Source organism: Bradyrhizobium sp., assembly GCF_016213215.1.
GTDB lineage: Bacteria > Pseudomonadota > Alphaproteobacteria > Rhizobiales > Xanthobacteraceae > Bradyrhizobium.
In genome coordinates this window covers 1-15,118 of the sequence record NZ_JACRAW010000124.1, presented here as the reverse complement: position 1 = coordinate 15,118, position 15,118 = coordinate 1, and the positions used below count along the sequence as shown (strand labels likewise).

The window sequence follows — 15,118 nt, the reverse complement described above, 5'->3', positions numbered from 1 at the left end:
TGACGCATGAGGCACGAATTCGCCTTCTCGCGGCGCATTGCGTCCGAGTTTTGCCTGATCTCCTCACCCTCTTCGAACAGAGGGCGCAGGGAAGACCGGGTGCCCGCTGCACCCGCGGTCTCGTGTGCAGTCTGCGCAAAGAAGGCGCACACGAGCATACAGGTACAGCCGACGACACCCGGCCTTCCCTGCGCAGTGGCTTTACGGCTTATGCCGTGCTCTCCCCGGCGACGAATTCCTTCTTGTCACCGTCGCCCCGCGAATTGACGACGCCTCACGCCCGGTTGGGCTAAAAGCGCCTCCGCGGGAAGCTTGACTGCAGCAAAGGCAGCCAGGACCACACGGTTTTGCCGTACGCATTGGCGCCGTTCGTCTTGCGCGCCGCAAACCACTCACGGAAAACCGCCCTGTGGCTCACACCTTGCGCGCCGACGCTGCCGCGTCCACCGCATCCCGGCCCGCGTTTCGTGACGACGCGTACGCCCCTCGCACCGGGCGGGACGGGCGATCTATACGCCAAATCCGAATTCGGTAAAAGAGAAATATTTTTGCCGCGGGGGCTTGACGGGTTTTGGGGTGATTTGCCCGACGTCGGGCAGGTCCGAGCGTCTTGCTCCGCTGCCATGGCCGATGCAGGCGGCGTTATCCGTTGGGTCAGTCATTGGCGTTTCTGGGATCGTGGAGCGCCGCTTTCGCGGGCAACGACGGGGACCGATGTGGGGGGGCGCGACAGTGGAACGCGGTGACAGTGGGATGGGGCGGGCTAGAGTTGAATCCCGATCGCGCGACTGCATCCGACTTGCGCTTGACGCAAATCAACGTCGTTCGGCCGGCCCGATCCATGTTGATTGTTTCGACACGCATCGATGATATCCGGTCCACTGAACGCCGCCGGAGCGAACCATGCTTGAGTTGCCCCGCATCACGAAACGGAGCTTGTCGTCGGCGGTCCTGATATCGGCCATCGCGGCCGGCGCGGTTCTCTGCGCGCTGGTGGCCTGGCCGTTTCTGGCCGCAATCGTCTGGTCCCTGACGCTTGCCGTGCTGTTTGGGCCGCTCAACGAGGCGATCAGGAGACGGGTCAGGTCGCCCGGTCTGGCGGCGGCCGCCACGGTCACCCTCACCGCCGGTATCGCGGTCGTTCCGACCATTCTCGTCATCGGGACGCTTCTCACCGAGGCGGTGCGCAGCGCCGCGGTGATTGGGCCGATGCTCGAGAAGGAGAACTTGAAGGAGGCGCTGAGCGCGCATGCCTGGATTGCCCAGGCGCTGCAATGGATCGAGGACCGGATCAATCTGCGCGAGGTGATGCAAGGCTTGACCACTACCTTTACCAACTGGAGCGGCTCGATCGTCCGCGCGTCGTTCACCGGTGTCCTGAACCTGCTGTTGACCTTCTTCTTCCTGTTCTACCTGCTGCGCGACCGGGAGACGATCAAGAACGCCGTGCGACTGCGGTCGCCATTGTCGGATGCCGAATTCTCGCGCGTTGCCGAGCGCGTGACCAACACGATCTTCGCGACCGTGATCGGCACGCTGTCGGTGGCCGCGCTCCAGGGCAGCCTCGGCGGGGTGATGTTCTGGTGGCTGGGCCTGCCTGCTCCCGTGTTCTGGGGCGTGCTGATGGCGATCCTCGCCATCGTGCCCTTCCTCGGCGCGTTCGTGATCTGGGCTCCGACGGCGGCCTTCCTGGCCCTGACCGGAAGCTACCAGTCGGCCGTGGTGCTGGCGGTCTGGGGTACCGTCGTGATCGGGCTCGTCGACAACGTCATCTATCCGATGCTGGTCGGCAACAAGCTTGGGATGCATACGATGCTGTCGTTCATTGCCGTGGTCGGCGGACTGTTCGCGCTCGGCACCACCGGAATCGTGCTCGGTCCCCTCCTCGTCACAATCACCCTGACACTGGTGGATATCTGGCGTGCCAGATCGGCGGAAGCTGCCGATGCTGCCTGAACCCTGCCTCGCCCACCATTGCCTCACCGCGAGGGTTGTTACCGATGATTGATTCCGTGGTCTTGAGGATCGGCGTGGCGCTCGGCATCGGTCTTTTGATCGGGCTCGAACGCGAGCGCCGCAAGAACGAAGGATTGACGCGCCTCGTCGCGGGCCTGCGCACCTTCGCGGCAAGTTCGCTCGCCGGCGCCATCAGCTTCATCCTGGGCGGCGCGCCCTTGCTGGCGGTCGTCGTTGGAGGCGTCTTCGTCCTCAGCGCAGTCGCCTATTGGCGATCCACCAGCGAGGACGTCGGACTGACGACCGAAGTTGCGCTCGTGCTCACGGTCCTGCTCGGCGGCCTTGCCATGGAGCAGCCTACGTTGGCAGCCGGCATCGCGGTTACGCTCGCCGTTCTGCTCGCCGCGCGCACGCCGCTGCACAACTTTGTCCGCTCGGTGCTCAGCGAGGACGAAGTCAGGGACGGCCTGATCTTCGCCAGCGCCACGCTGGTCGTCCTGCCGTTGCTTCCAAACGAGGCGATCGGGCCCTACGACGTGCTCAATCCACGCACGATCTGGACGATTGTCATTCTCGTCATGCTGATCGGAGCCGTCGGACATGTTTCCATCCGCCTGCTCGGCCCCAGCGCCGGGCTTCCGGTCGCCGGGTTTGCTTCCGGCTTCGTGTCGAGCATTGCGACCATCGCCGCGATGGGGGCGCAGAGCCGCAAGGCTCCCGAACTGCTTGGAGCAGCCACGGCAGGCGCCGTGCTGTCGACGGTCGCGACGATCATCCAGCTCACGCTGCTGATCGGCGCCACCAGCCTGCCGGTGTTGCACGCTATGTTATGGCCGCTGCTGTGCGCAGGCGTTGCCGCCGCGCTTTACGGCGCGATCTTCACAATTCGCGCGGCACGGCAGGCCAAAGCTGCCGAGTTGAAGCCGGGACGCGCCTTCAGCGTGCCCGCCGCGCTGACGCTTGCCGTGACGATAGCGGCCGTCATGTTCGTTTCCGCCGTCTTGCGCGATACGTTCGGAGACATCGGCGTCGTCATCGGCGCGGCGGCCGCCGGCCTTGCCGACACCCATTCACCGGCGATCGCTATCGCCGCGCTCGCGGCGTCAGGCAAGATGAGCGCTGCCGACACCGTGATCCCCATCCTGGCGGCTGTATCGACCAACACCGTCAGCAAGATCATCGCGGCCGTCGCAAGCGGCGGATCGCAATTTGCCTGGCGGTTGATTCCGGGGCTCGTCCTGGTCGTCGCGGCGGCCTGGGCCGGCGTATGGCTCGGCCATGGATTGTTTTGACTGATCTCCGCCCATCAACAGTGCTTGATCAAACTCGATCGGATCGCCATCGCACCTTTCGATTCGTTGATCGAGCATCGTCTCCGCGCAAGGCCGCGCGTTACAATTCGTCCATATTGACTTGCGTCAACGCTGTCGAGCGCACGGCGCACCTAGAGTCTCGCGCAGGAGCTTGATCATGCAGATACGCAACTCGTCTCAACATTATGGCGCCGTCGCCATGGCGCTGCACTGGCTGGTCCTGGCGCTGATCGTCGTTTCATGGCTCACCGGCGAGTTCAGCGACGCGTTTCCGAAGGGCCCGCCCCGCGACGCAGCCATCTTCGCCCACGTGACGCTCGGATTGTCGATTATCGCCTTCGCCGTCGCGCGCCTGTGTTGGCGCTTCGCCGATCCGCCGCCGGCGCCGGAAGAATCGACGCTCGGCCAGTGGACCGAATGGGCCTCACAGGCCGTCCACTACATTATATATGCGCTGCTCTTTGCCATTCCCGCGCTCGGCATCGTGGCGCTGTTCGCCCGCGGCAAGGCCTTGTCGATCTTCGGGCTGTTCGAGATCGCCTCCCCTTGGGTGGCCGACCGCACCTTCGCGCACAACATGGGGGAAGTGCACGAGGTACTGGTGAACGTCCTCCTGATCCTGGTCGTGCTACACGCCGCCGCGGCACTGGTGCACCACTACATCCTGAAAGACCGCACGCTGCTCAGGATGCTGCCGGAATCGCGGGCGTAGGCACACGCGCCGCAGAATAGGCTTTGCCTTCCTCGGTCGAAGGCTCGGATGCTGGACGCGAAATCGTCGAGCACCTTCGAACGCGTCCGCTTGCTCCCATTGAGCGCCCGCTTCCCGCGGCCGTCGATCCTCGACATCCCGCCGCTCGGTTTTGAATCGTGGCGTAGACCGGCCATTTCGGATAGACTTAAGTGGTATTGAGGCGAGGCCGAGAACAGCCGGCCACCGTAGCGGCACGGAGTTGCTCCGACGCAGGGAAACGGGAAGCGATACGTCAACCAGTCGAGGATCACGCCATGATCATGGATCTAACCGCGATCGATCCCAATCGCGTGGCGGCGATTCTCTATCGTTCGCAGGACGACGTCGATACCCTGCTCGCCGACTTCGCTCAGGGCCTGGTGAGCAAGGGCGAGCGCATCGGCGGCATCGTTCAGCGCAACATAAAGGACGGCAGCGGGTGCCAGGTCGGGATGCAGGCGATCGACCTGTTGACCGGGCAGGAAGTTTCCATCTGCCAGCCGCTGGGCAGCGGCGCCATGTCCTGCAAGCTCGACCCTGGCGGCCTTGCCGAGGCGTCCGTAGCCATCGCCCGCGCGATTCGCGAAGACGTCGCGCTCGTCGTCATCAACAAATTCTCCAAACAGGAGGCATCCGGCCGCGGCTTACGCAGCGAGTTTGCCGAGACCATCACCGCAGGTATTCCCCTGCTGACTGCCGTCCCGGAAAAATGCTTCGATTTGTGGGAGACCTTCACTGGCGGCATCGGCACGACGTTGGCGTGCGATCGCAGCGTCATCGAGGCATGGTGGCTGGACCTCTCTTCGCGCATGGCACGCATGCGCGAAGAGCGTGCCGGAGCTGAGGCGCCCGTAATTTTCCGGTCGTCACATCGGAGGACTTGATCACCGCCAAGACATTGTCGCCAATTTTTAGGGCAAGATCGTCGACAGCTCGCTGGTGATTGCCGAAGATGCCGTCAGACCAGGCCGATCTTCACACATGAGCGGTGGTGGTGACTTCAGTAAAAATACCGACCCGGCAAAATGTTTCGCGCGTGGCTTCAGTTCTCGATCCTTGCTTTTCCCGTCCACGAGAATCTTAGTACGCCGCGTGCTCAACGCGAGCGCCTTATGACTCCATCCGTCGAACCAGATCGGATCGTCACGCATCCAACAATTGCTTGATGCCAATGAATGGCATATCGCTTGCTAGCAAATCGCATGCAAGTGCGATCGAATTTCAAAGAGGACAAGATGCTCGGAATTGGAAGTAAATTGCCATCGTTCGAAATCGTTGGCGTAAAGCCCGGATTTGAGGTCCAGGAAGAAAAAGGCCAGAGCGCCTTCGAGACGCTGACCGAAAGCAGCTTTCCAGGAAAGTGGAAGATCATTTTCTTCTATCCGAAGGACTTCACCTTCGTCTGCCCCACCGAAATCGCCGAGTTTGCCCGCCTGTCGAAGGATTTCGCGGACCGCGACGCGGTGGTGCTGGGCGGCTCGACCGATAACGAGTTCTGCAAGCTGGCCTGGCGGCGCGACCACAAGGATCTGCACAAGCTGCCGATCTGGCAGTTTGCCGATACCAAGGGCACGCTGGTGGACGGTCTCGGCGTGCGCTCGCCGGACGGCGTTGCTTACCGTTATACCTTCGTCGTCGATCCCGATAACACGATCCAGCACGTCTATGCGACCAACCTTAACGTCGGCCGCAATCCGAAGGACACGCTCCGGGTACTGGACGCGCTACAGACCGATGAGCTGTGCCCCTGCAACCGCGAGGTCGGCGGCGCGACGCTCAAGGTGGCCTGAGCCGTCATGCCGATCGAGCAACTGAAGAACCAGATTCCGGACTTCGCCAAGGACGTGAGGCTCAACCTCACGTCCATGGTGTCGGATGAGAGCCTGGGCCAGCAGACCAAGTACGGGCTGTTTGTTGCCGTAGCGGTCGCATCGCGCAACCCGACCGTGGCCGTGGCGATGGAGGCGCTCGCCGCCGACAAGCTGACGCCGGCCGCGAGTGCGGCGGCCAAGGCGGCGGCCTCGGTGATGGCGATGAACAACGTCTATTATCGCTTCGTCCACCTCGCCTCGAACAAGGAATACGGCACCATGCCGGCGCGGCTGCGCATGAACGTGATCGCCAATCCCGGTGTCGACAAGGCCGATTTCGAACTGTGGTCGCTGGCGGTTTCCGCGATCAACGGCTGCGGCGCCTGCATCGACGCCCATGAGAAGGCGCTCAAGGAAGCCGGCGTTTCGTCGACGACGATCCACACCGCCGTGCGCTTTGCCGCGATCATCCAGTCGGTCGCGGTCGCCATCGAAGCCGGCACGCCCGCTTTGTCGATGGCGGCGGAGTAGATCAGCACATCGATCAATCAATGCCGCCGGCATCACCGGCGGCATTTTCGCAGAATACGGTGCTCGCGCGATGGGAGCACGAATGAGCGAGGGCCCGGACCACGAGCCTGCACCCGCCTCCTGGATGAGGTGAGGAATGCGGCGGGAGACGGCTTCAGCGTTCCGGCGCGCCCCATAGTCATCGGAACCGGCCCGCAAAACATCGCGGGAATTTGCTGGACCACGACATCGTTGCAGGGAACCAATGTGGGTTGCCGCGCTTTAATTCCGTGTTGTTTGGAGGTTCATATGCGAACCGGCTGGACACCTACGGCCGTCCCATTTGGCGCTGATCAGACAGTCTACCTCGTCGTTGACGGCTTCTGGCGGGGCAATGAATGTCACGAGATCGAAATCGAGCGGTCCGATCTCGAGACTGTGATCGTCGAGCTCATGGCTGGTCAGTTCAACGACCCCATTCGGGTGTTTGCTTTCAATACATTGGAGCACTGGTCAAAGGACCTCTCGAACGAGATCGCCAAAGAAATTCAAATTCGCTCCGACGTGGACGGCATGCCAGTGCCCGACCATCTCAGGGAATTCGTCGAGCGGCATCACGCACAGGCTATCTCCGTCGCGGCCTAAGAGCGTTCGGAACTGCTGACACGCTGTTGCCGCGCAGGTGCCACGAGTTGCACACCTTCGTGTGAGATGGCAGCCAGTCTCGCCAGCAGAGCCCAGTCCATGCCAAACGCCAAGGCGCGCGCGTCTACAATCCTCGCCGAGTTCGATCTGGCTCAGGCCGAGCTTCTTGGCAAAGCAGTGATCCTGACCGACGGCAAGGCCGGGACCGTGGAAAGTATTTGGCTCGACGAATTCCATGGCTTGCGGATTTCGATCAGAGGCCATGAAGGCAAATGGCCTGTCTCCACCATAAAGTTGGCGCAAGGCGACTGAGGAATGCTGACCGGAATCGACAATGCCGCCGGCAATATGACCGATGGCCTCCGAGCTCAAAATCCTGCCTGAGCAACAATGCCGGCCCGGCTCGCGGCACCTCAATCCAACCTCACGGCCGCGTCATCAGCCGAACTTGAACAGCACGCCGTAGCCGCCGCGCGGATAGCTCCACTCGATGTCGCCGCTCTCCTCGCAGATCACCCGGCACGTGCCGCATTCGACGCAGCCGTCGACCGTGACCTCGACCTGGCCCTTGACGTTGAGCTCGTAGCAGCGCGCCGGGCAGGCCTTGAGCATCGCCAGAAGCTCCGGCGAGGGCTTGGTGTGCGGCCGCACCTTGATATGCGCACGCCCGGCATCGACAAGATAACGGTTGTAGAACAGCTTGTCCTCGACACGCACGGATGCTTCGGTGGTCATGGTCCTCTCCATCGCCTGCGCATGATCCGGAAGAGTGGGCACCGGTTGTCCGACAAGACCATGCACAAATAACTGCCTCTCTCACCGCCACGCGCGCGCGAAGCGGAACGCGTCGCCGAACAGTCCGGTCCACGACCGCGCCTCGATAAAGGAGCGCAGCGAGGATTTCTCCTTCTCCACCTTCGGCGTGCCGTCGACGCGCAGGAAATTCTGCATCGCTTTCGAGACGAGCTGCGGATATGTAAGGAAGAAGTTCTGGGACTGGGTGTGCATCAGGGCCGGCATGTCCTTGTACTTCTTCAGGTCCTTGATCACGAAGGACTCGTCCAGCATCTTCTTGTAGAGCGCCAGGTTCTCCGCCGTCATCGGATCGCGGCGCGACTTCACCTGGAAGATCGCTTCTCCCGCGATGCGCCCCGAGGTCATGGCGAGGTTTGATCCCTCGCGGTGGATGGCGTTGTTGAGCTGCGCGGCGTCGCCGACCACGACCCAGCCTTCGCCAAAGAGCTGCGGAATGGCCTTGTAGCCGCCTTCGGGAATGAGATGGGCGGAATATTCCTTCACCTCCGAGCCCTCGATCAGCGGCGCCACCGAGGGATGGCGCTTGAAACGGTCGAGCAGGCCGTAGGGCGTCTGGCCGGTGCGCTGGAAATCGGCGACGAGACAACCGATGCCGAGCGAGATGCATTCCTTGTTGGCGTAGATGAAACCCATGCCGGTCATGCCGCCCGAGATCGTACCGACGGCCTCGATCACCACGCCCTCATCGCCCTTGAGGTTGAAACGCGCCTCGATGGTCTCGCGCGGCAGGAAGTGCATTTCCTTGACCGCCAGCGCGACCTTGTCTGGCTTGGGCCGCTCGCGCAGCCCTGCGCGCGTGCCGAGCACGCCATTGACGCCCTCCGCCAGCACGACGACATCGGCATGGATCTCGCCGCCGAGGCGGTCGGTGCGCACGCCGATGACTTTCCCGTAGGCGTCCTGCGCGAGCTCGGTCACGGTGGTCTCGCACAGCACCGTGACCCCCGCCTCGCGGACCTTGGACGAGAACCACTTGTCGAACTGCGCGCGGATGATGGTGTAGCGGTTCGGCTTCTCCTCGTTGAAATCGTCCGAGCGGTAATGCAAGCCGGTGTGCGAGCGGTCGTCCATCATCCAGAAGCGCTGCTCGACCAGATGCCGCTCGAGCGGCGCATCCTCACGAAAATCGGGAACGAGCTTCTCCAGCATGTCGGCGTAGAGGATCGCGCCCTGGACGTTCTTCGAGCCGGAATACTCGCCGCGCTCGAGCTGCAGCACTTTCAGGCCGCGCTTGGCCATGGTCAGCGCGGCGGCGTTCCCGGCCATGCCGGCTCCGACAACGATGGCATCAAACCTTTCGTCGATCATGGCGTGCTCCTTTGTACTAGCTCGCGATGCGGTCGCGCGTGTGCGGCGACAGACGGGCGCGGAACGCAGCCGTCAGTGCCGGCAGCAGGCGAATGGCGTCGGTGACGATCCCCATATGGGCGAAGTCGAAGATCGGCGCGTTCTTGTCGGTGTTGATGGCGACGATCAGGTCGGCGCCCTCGACCCCGACGCGGTGCTGGATCGCGCCGGAAATGCCGGCGGCGATATAGAGCTTCGGCCGGATGGTCTTGCCGGTTTGGCCGATCTGCCGGTCGGACGTGACCCAGCCCTTCTGCACCAGCGGACGCGAGCAGCCGTATTCGGCTCCAAGCACGGCGGCGAGCTGGCGCACCAGCTGGAAATTCTCCGGCGATCCCAGCCCGAGCCCGCCGGACACCACCACGTCGGCATAGGCGAGATTGGATTTGGCGGAATCGCGGTCGGGCACGAAGGAGAGGATCTTGGTGACGATATCGTCTTCGACGAGGCCGAGCGGATGGGTGATCACCCGCCCGATGTCACGCGGTACGCGCTCCGGCATCGCCATGACGCGCGGACGCACGGTCGCCATCTGCGGCCGGAAGTTGAGCGTATAGATGGTGCACAGGAGCGAACCGCCGAAGGTCGGGCGCGTGGCGGCGAGCGAGTTGTCGGCATCGACGTCGAGCTCGGTGCAGTCGGCCGTCAGGCCGGTGAGCAGCGTGGTCGCCACCGATCCAGCAAGGTCGCGACCGAGCGTGGTCGCCCACAGCAGCAGGATTTCGGGCTTGTAGCTGTTGACGAGATCGGTCAGCGCCTTGGTGTAGGACTCGTTGCGATAGCCTTCGAGCACCTTGTCGGCGACGAGATAGACGAGGTCGGCGCCGTAGCAGAAGGCGTCCGCGGCGGCGTGCTGGGTGGCCTCGCCTTCGGGACCGATCACGACGGCGGCAAGATCGACCTTGAGCTTGTCGGCGAGCTTGCGCCCCTCGCCCATCAATTCCCAGGAGACGGGATGAACCTGGCCGCGCTCCTGCTCGATGAAGACCCAGACGTGCTTGTAGGCCTTGAAGTGCTCCGGCAGCTCCTTCCTGGTCGCGGCGCGCCCTGCGGAGGCTGCGGGAGCTTTGGGTTGAGTAGCCATGTGACGCCCTCCTGACCGCTAGTAGCCGCGCGCCAGCGTCGCGAGCTCGGCTTCGAGGTTGGGCTGACGCTGGAAGATCGCTTCGATCAACGCCTCGGCCGGCTGCTCAGCGAGCTCGATGAACGTTGCTTTCTCGGTGCGCGGCGACGGCGCGAACACGCGCTTGACGATGGTCGGCGAACCCCTCAGGCCGCATTTCGAGATGTCCTCGACGCCGGCCTCCTGCGCGCTCCATTTCACGATCGGCGCCCGCGCCGCGCGCAACGCGTCCTTCATCGCGCCGCGCCTGATCTGGTTGGTGGCCTCCAGCATGGTGACAAGGCACGGCAGCCTGGTTTGCAGCACCTGCACGCCGCCCTCGGCGCGGCGCTCGGCCTCGATGGTGCGGGCCTCCAGATCCAGCTTGGAGATCTTCGCCACGTAGGTCAGCTGCAACAGGCCGAGCCGCTTGGCGATGCCGGGACCGACCTGCGCCGTGTCGCCGTCGATGGTCTGTTTTCCCGTGAACACGATGTCCGGCGTGGCGAACTCCGTGCCGATCTTGCGGATCGCGGTCGCGAGCGCGTAGCTCGTCGCCAGCGTATCGGCGCCGGCAAAGAAGCGGTCGGTCAGCAGCACCGCGCGATCGGCGCCGAAGGTCAGCGCCTTGCGAAGAGAGTCCTCGGCGGAAGCCGGACCCATGGTCAGAACCGTGACCTCCCCGCCGAGCTTGTCGCGAAGCTCCAGCGCCGCCTCCAGCGCAAACAGATCGTAGGGGTTGATGATGGTCGGGACCCCCTGGCGCATGATCGTGTTGGTCACGGGATGAACGCGGATCTGCGCGGAGTCGGGGACCTGCTTGATGCAGACGACAATGTGCATGCGTTTCTCCAGACTTAGCCTTCGGCATCAGGAGGACAGCAAGTGTCGTACCAACTGGGGTCTTTGCAAAATTCAATCGCTGATACAGCGACTTACACCTGCCAAGGCGAAGCCAATGGATTGCGTGGCGCCAGAGCCGACAACCGGATTCCGACATGCGTAGGAAATGCGACAGGCGCGGAAAGCCAGAGACGGTGGCCCCTTGCCTCAATGGTCCTGGCTCAATCGACGTGCCTGCCGGTATTCACCTCTCCCCATCGGGGAGAGGTGGGCACCGTCGATGCCGCAGCAGATCGCGACGCTACCATGTCACTTCAGCGTGCCGAGCTGCACGAGGGTGGGAGACTGCTTCGGCTTTGCGACCGCGTCCTTCAGCACCTTGAAAACCCGCTGGTCCATGGGCGAGGAAGCGACGAAATCGGCATAGGCCCGTTCCAGCACGGCCCGGCAGCGCTCCGTCACCGCCGCCTCCGGCGCGCCGGCAAAATCCTCTGCCGCCAGGTACTGCCCCATGCGCCGCAGGATATGCAGCCGCGCCACGTTGACGACCTTCGGATCGTAGTCGACGCCGAGCAGCGCGAAGAAATCCTCGGCCGAGGAGGCTTCGTTCAAGCGATCGAGGATGCTGATGGAGGGTTCATTCTGACCAGTCATGCTGTTCTCCGCCTCGTGAGCGCGCTCGACACCAGGCCTCACGCACAGTGGAGCAGCGAGCGCTCGCGCACCTCGCGCCAGATCGCCATCACGGTATCGCGCGCCACGGCCCCCTTGTGCTCGACGGCGTGCTTGCGGACCCGCGCCAGGATGGCTCTCGCTTCCTCCGCGCTCACCGACAATTGCAGCTCAGCCAGGAGCGAGGTGATGGCCGCCAACCCCGAATGCTTGCCGATCACGATACGATTGGAGCGGCCGAGCAGACGCGGATCGAGCGCCTGGTAGGTGCGCTGGTCCTTGAGCAGCCCGTCGACATGAATGCCGGATTCATGGGTGAAGACGTGCTCGCCAACGATCGCCTTGTTGAGCGGAATCGACCGCGCCGCAGCCGCCGCCACGACCGCAGCAACGTTCTCGAGCTCGGACAGCACCACGCCGGTGTCGAGGCGATAGAGCTGCTTGAGCGCAACCGCTACTTCCTCGAGCGGCGCATTGCCCGCCCGCTCTCCGAGACCAATCACGGTGACCGAGGCGTGGCTGGCGCCGGCCTTGATCGCGGCGAGCGTGTTCGCGGTGGCGAGCCCGAGATCGTCGTGGCCGTGGAACTCGAGCTCAAGATCGGTGCTGGCGCGCAGCGCGGCCATCAGCGCGCAGGATGTATCGGGATCAAGCACGCTGAGCGTGTCGGCGATGCGGAAACGCCGCGCGCCCGCCGCCTTCGCCGTTGCGATCAGCTTGATGAGAAAATCGACATCGGCGCGCGAGGAGTCTTCGCCGCCGACGGCCACCTCGAGCCCCCTGTCGCGCGCATAGCCGACCACCCGCTTGACCTGATCGAGCGCGGCGCGCCGGCCCCCGCTTAGCTTGGCCGCGATCTGAACGTCCGAAGACGGGATCGACACATTGACCATGGAAACGCCGGCCTCGATCGCCGCGTCGACGTCGGAGGTGCGCATCCGGCACCAGGCGATGGTCGTCAGCGGCAGGTCCGCCTCGACAATGGCGCGGATGGCGCTCACTTCCTCCTGGCCCATGGCGGGCGTGCCCGCCTCGATCTCGGTGATGCCGGCGCGCGCCAAGGCCTTGGCGATCGCGACCTTTTCCGCCGTGGTGAAGGCAACGCCGGGCGCCTGCTCGCCGTCACGCAGCGTCGTATCGTTCAGGACGATGGGCCTTGTCCTGGCCGCATCGGACCAGCTCGTTGGACTGGCAAACGCCATCAGCGGACTCCGTAAAAGAGGTGTCCCCTGATCCTGAGCAACCCGCATGCCAGCCCCGGCGCGGAAGACAAGAGACTGAAATTACGGAGGCTTTCTTCATCCCTCGCTTTGTAGCAAATGCGACAACGTCAGGAAGGCGACGCGGTTGGAGCTTGAGTGGAAAAGCCCCGCCGCGAACTTGGTCCCCGGCAGGGCTTGAGTGAGCACAGCAGCAATTCAAGTGTACTCATAAGTCTGCGATTTCCGATGAAGCCTTGGTGTCCGCTTCGCCCTCGGAAACAAAGATCGAAGCCGTCATTGGGCACGTCCGCCGTGGGGCCAGGAGCAGTCATATCTTTGAGGCAAGAATCTTGTGATTTCGCTGGCGGCGCGCTTTAGGAGGGCAACGAAGATATTCGATAGAAAGCTTGTGCATGAGCACTGATGCTACAGTCCGACGCCTAAGGTTAGACGATGCCGCGTCTTTTAGGGCAATTAGCTTGGAGGCGCTAAAAGCAAACCCAGAATTGTTACGGAGCACCTTTGAGCTAGAGAATAAGCTGGACGTGGCATGGTTCGCGGGCCGACTTGAAGACGCTCACGTAGTGGGGGCGTTTCATGTGTCATCTGCAGCCGCCCCAGATCTAACGACGGCATGTCTGCTTTACCTCAGACATCGCGCGTTTATGAGCACGTCATCATCCTGACGTGCGTCATCCACCCCTACCCACCCGGCTTGCGGCGCAGGTGCACGATCACATCGAGGCGCGACAGTTCATAGCCGGGCAAGGCAGCCGGTACGTGCTGGAACACCAGTCCTTCGGGGATATCGATCAGGATGTCCTCGTCCTCTATGTAGAAATGAGGATGGACACTGGTGTTGGTGTCAAAGAAGGATTTGTTGCCATCGGCTCCGATCCGTCGCAACAGGCCGGCTTCGGTAAATTGGTTGAGCGTGTTGTACACCGTCGCCAGCGACAGATGCATGTTCGCTTCGAGGATTTCACCGTAGAGCTGCTCTGCCGTCACGTGGCGATGGCCCCCGGAGAACAGCAGATCTCCCAGCATGATCCGCTGCCGTGTCGGCTTCAGGCCGGCACTACGCAGCAAGGCCTCGCAGCTCGCCCGGGAAGCGCTGCCGGACAACTCCCGGCGGACGTCCGAGAGCACCTCGGCCGGTTCGTCCGTCAGGATATTGGCAGGCAAGGCGTCCATTGCGATTCCTGTCAGGCCTGCAAGCTGCCGGCGGCCTGTCTGCTATCGGCGCTCAGCAAGATTTCCCGGCGACGCTCCGCCATCCGGCTCTCGCCGCTCTCCTCGCCGAAGCAGAGGTCGAAGTCGCTGCACTGCGTGCAGACGGGCGTGCTGCACATCACGAGGCCATCGTCCTCGCACAGCATTCGATAGAAGAAGCGCTTCCAGCGCATGCTCCTGACATTGCGCGCCGCCAGAGGAGCGAAATGCCGCGTGAGCAGGCGGGACAATTCGGCGCGCTCGCGCAGCCCGAGATCTTCCCACAAATGGTTCGGCTGCATCGCGCGTCGCGCAATCATCGCAGCCAGCCAACGGCCGACTTCGCCCTCGGTCGATCGTTGTGCGAGCAAAAGGTCGCGCACCATGGCCCCCTCGTCCTCCCAGATGCAATTCGATCGCAAAAGCGGCGGCGAGGCATTGATCTGAATCAACGGGAAATGTCGTGCGAGCAAGGCCGCCAGCTCGTGCCCGGCCAGGCCGGCCTGCTCGGCGAGATTTCCGCCAGCCATGGCCGCGACAGCGAGGATGGAAGCCAGCACGTGACGATCGAAATCGCCGTCGTCGCGGATATCGGCCTGTGCCGGGTCGCAGCCCGTCAGAAGGCGGTAGAACGCAATGCCGGCATGTTCGTCGCTGCGGATGCCATCAAACAGCGGCGACGAGACCACTTCCAGTGCGGCTTGCAGTGCTTGCGCTGCCATCAGGAGATCGCCTCGGCTGTTTGATCCGGGCCTGGACGAACGAGCATCGTGCCGGCCCCGTCGGACCGGCACGATGATAGTTATCAGGCCGTTACGGCGAGCTCGGCGGCGGTCTTGCCGACGACGGATTCGTCGACCGCCTTCATGATGCCGTGCTCCATCAGGAGGTCCTCGAGCTCTTCCATGGTGATCGGGGTCGGGATGACGCCCTTGCCGACGTTGTTGTGGATCCTG

The 15,118-nt window shown here is 63.3% G+C and carries 17 protein-coding genes and 1 pseudogene; 8 read left to right on the top strand and 10 right to left on the bottom strand.

All coding sequences use genetic code 11. The features are described 5' to 3' along the window. Nucleotides 1-903 precede the first annotated feature (903 nt). The 4 genes from HY852_RS20920 to HY852_RS20905 all read left to right on the top strand — a co-directional run bounded on the left by HY852_RS20920 (nucleotide 904) and on the right by HY852_RS20905 (nucleotide 4,886). Nucleotides 904-1,956, top strand: a complete 1,053-nt coding sequence (locus tag HY852_RS20920; protein WP_291606769.1) for an AI-2E family transporter — start codon at nucleotides 904-906, stop codon at nucleotides 1,954-1,956. Between the two features lie 44 nt (nucleotides 1,957-2,000). Further along, the gene (locus HY852_RS20915) at nucleotides 2,001-3,248 is read left to right on the top strand and encodes an MgtC/SapB family protein (protein ID WP_291606767.1); all 1,248 of its coding nucleotides are present in this window, start codon (nucleotides 2,001-2,003) and stop codon (nucleotides 3,246-3,248) included. Between the two features lie 178 nt (nucleotides 3,249-3,426). Beyond that, nucleotides 3,427-3,981 (top strand): cytochrome b, encoded by a 555-nt coding sequence (locus HY852_RS20910; RefSeq protein WP_291606765.1) that lies wholly within the window; start codon nucleotides 3,427-3,429, stop codon nucleotides 3,979-3,981. 302 nt (nucleotides 3,982-4,283) lie between these two features. Continuing rightward, the gene (locus HY852_RS20905) at nucleotides 4,284-4,886 is read left to right on the top strand and encodes a DUF2478 domain-containing protein (RefSeq protein ID WP_291606770.1); all 603 of its coding nucleotides are present in this window, start codon (nucleotides 4,284-4,286) and stop codon (nucleotides 4,884-4,886) included. A gap of 27 nt (nucleotides 4,887-4,913) precedes the next feature. On the opposite strand, the gene HY852_RS20900 is transcribed toward HY852_RS20905, so the two are convergent. Next, nucleotides 4,914-5,153 carry a hypothetical protein gene (locus HY852_RS20900; RefSeq protein WP_291606762.1) on the bottom strand — a complete coding sequence of 80 codons (240 nt, stop codon included), beginning with the start codon at nucleotides 5,151-5,153 and terminating at the stop codon, nucleotides 4,914-4,916. Between the two features lie 84 nt (nucleotides 5,154-5,237). On the opposite strand from HY852_RS20900, the gene HY852_RS20895 reads away from it, so the two are divergent. From HY852_RS20895 to HY852_RS20880, 4 genes are all read left to right on the top strand, one after another. Beyond that, the gene (locus tag HY852_RS20895) at nucleotides 5,238-5,792 is read left to right on the top strand and encodes a peroxiredoxin (RefSeq protein ID WP_291606760.1); all 555 of its coding nucleotides are present in this window, start codon (nucleotides 5,238-5,240) and stop codon (nucleotides 5,790-5,792) included. A 6-nt stretch (nucleotides 5,793-5,798) separates the two neighbouring features. After that, a complete protein-coding gene (locus HY852_RS20890; protein ID WP_291606758.1) occupies nucleotides 5,799-6,344 on the top strand; it encodes a carboxymuconolactone decarboxylase family protein in 546 nt (181 codons plus the stop codon). 288 nt (nucleotides 6,345-6,632) lie between these two features. Continuing rightward, nucleotides 6,633-6,968, top strand: a complete 336-nt coding sequence (locus HY852_RS20885; protein WP_291606756.1) for a hypothetical protein — start codon at nucleotides 6,633-6,635, stop codon at nucleotides 6,966-6,968. Nucleotides 6,969-7,067: 99 nt separating this feature from the next. Beyond that, entirely contained in the window at nucleotides 7,068-7,280 is a 213-nt protein-coding gene (locus tag HY852_RS20880) for a PRC-barrel domain-containing protein (RefSeq protein ID WP_291606753.1), read from the top strand. 126 nt (nucleotides 7,281-7,406) lie between these two features. Here HY852_RS20880 and HY852_RS20875 read toward each other — a convergent pair whose 3' ends face one another. From HY852_RS20875 to nifH, 9 genes and pseudogenes are all read right to left on the bottom strand, one after another. Continuing rightward, entirely contained in the window at nucleotides 7,407-7,703 is a 297-nt protein-coding gene (locus tag HY852_RS20875) for a ferredoxin family protein (protein ID WP_291606751.1), read from the bottom strand. An 81-nt stretch (nucleotides 7,704-7,784) separates the two neighbouring features. Continuing rightward, nucleotides 7,785-9,092 (bottom strand): FAD-dependent oxidoreductase, encoded by a 1,308-nt coding sequence (locus HY852_RS20870; protein ID WP_291606749.1) that lies wholly within the window; start codon nucleotides 9,090-9,092, stop codon nucleotides 7,785-7,787. A 16-nt stretch (nucleotides 9,093-9,108) separates the two neighbouring features. Next, nucleotides 9,109-10,215 (bottom strand): electron transfer flavoprotein subunit alpha/FixB family protein, encoded by a 1,107-nt coding sequence (locus HY852_RS20865; protein ID WP_291606747.1) that lies wholly within the window; start codon nucleotides 10,213-10,215, stop codon nucleotides 9,109-9,111. 18 nt (nucleotides 10,216-10,233) lie between these two features. After that, complete coding sequence (locus HY852_RS20860; RefSeq protein ID WP_291606745.1) at nucleotides 10,234-11,076, bottom strand: electron transfer flavoprotein subunit beta/FixA family protein; 843 nt, start codon at nucleotides 11,074-11,076, stop codon at nucleotides 10,234-10,236. Between the two features lie 309 nt (nucleotides 11,077-11,385). Continuing rightward, entirely contained in the window at nucleotides 11,386-11,730 is a 345-nt protein-coding gene (gene nifW / locus HY852_RS20855; RefSeq protein WP_291606743.1) for a nitrogenase stabilizing/protective protein NifW, read from the bottom strand. A gap of 38 nt (nucleotides 11,731-11,768) precedes the next feature. Next, nucleotides 11,769-12,950 carry a homocitrate synthase gene (gene nifV, locus HY852_RS20850; RefSeq protein WP_291606741.1) on the bottom strand — a complete coding sequence of 394 codons (1,182 nt, stop codon included), beginning with the start codon at nucleotides 12,948-12,950 and terminating at the stop codon, nucleotides 11,769-11,771. Between the two features lie 702 nt (nucleotides 12,951-13,652). After that, a complete protein-coding gene (gene irr, locus HY852_RS20845; protein ID WP_291606739.1) occupies nucleotides 13,653-14,144 on the bottom strand; it encodes a Fur family transcriptional regulator Irr in 492 nt (163 codons plus the stop codon). Nucleotides 14,145-14,155: 11 nt separating this feature from the next. After that, on the bottom strand, nucleotides 14,156-14,884 hold the full coding sequence (locus HY852_RS20840) for a nitrogen fixation protein NifQ (protein ID WP_291606737.1): 729 nt from the start codon (nucleotides 14,882-14,884) through the stop codon (nucleotides 14,156-14,158). Nucleotides 14,885-14,967: 83 nt separating this feature from the next. Beyond that, nucleotides 14,968-15,118, bottom strand: a pseudogene (nifH, locus tag HY852_RS20835) (nitrogenase reductase); the annotation flags it as partial.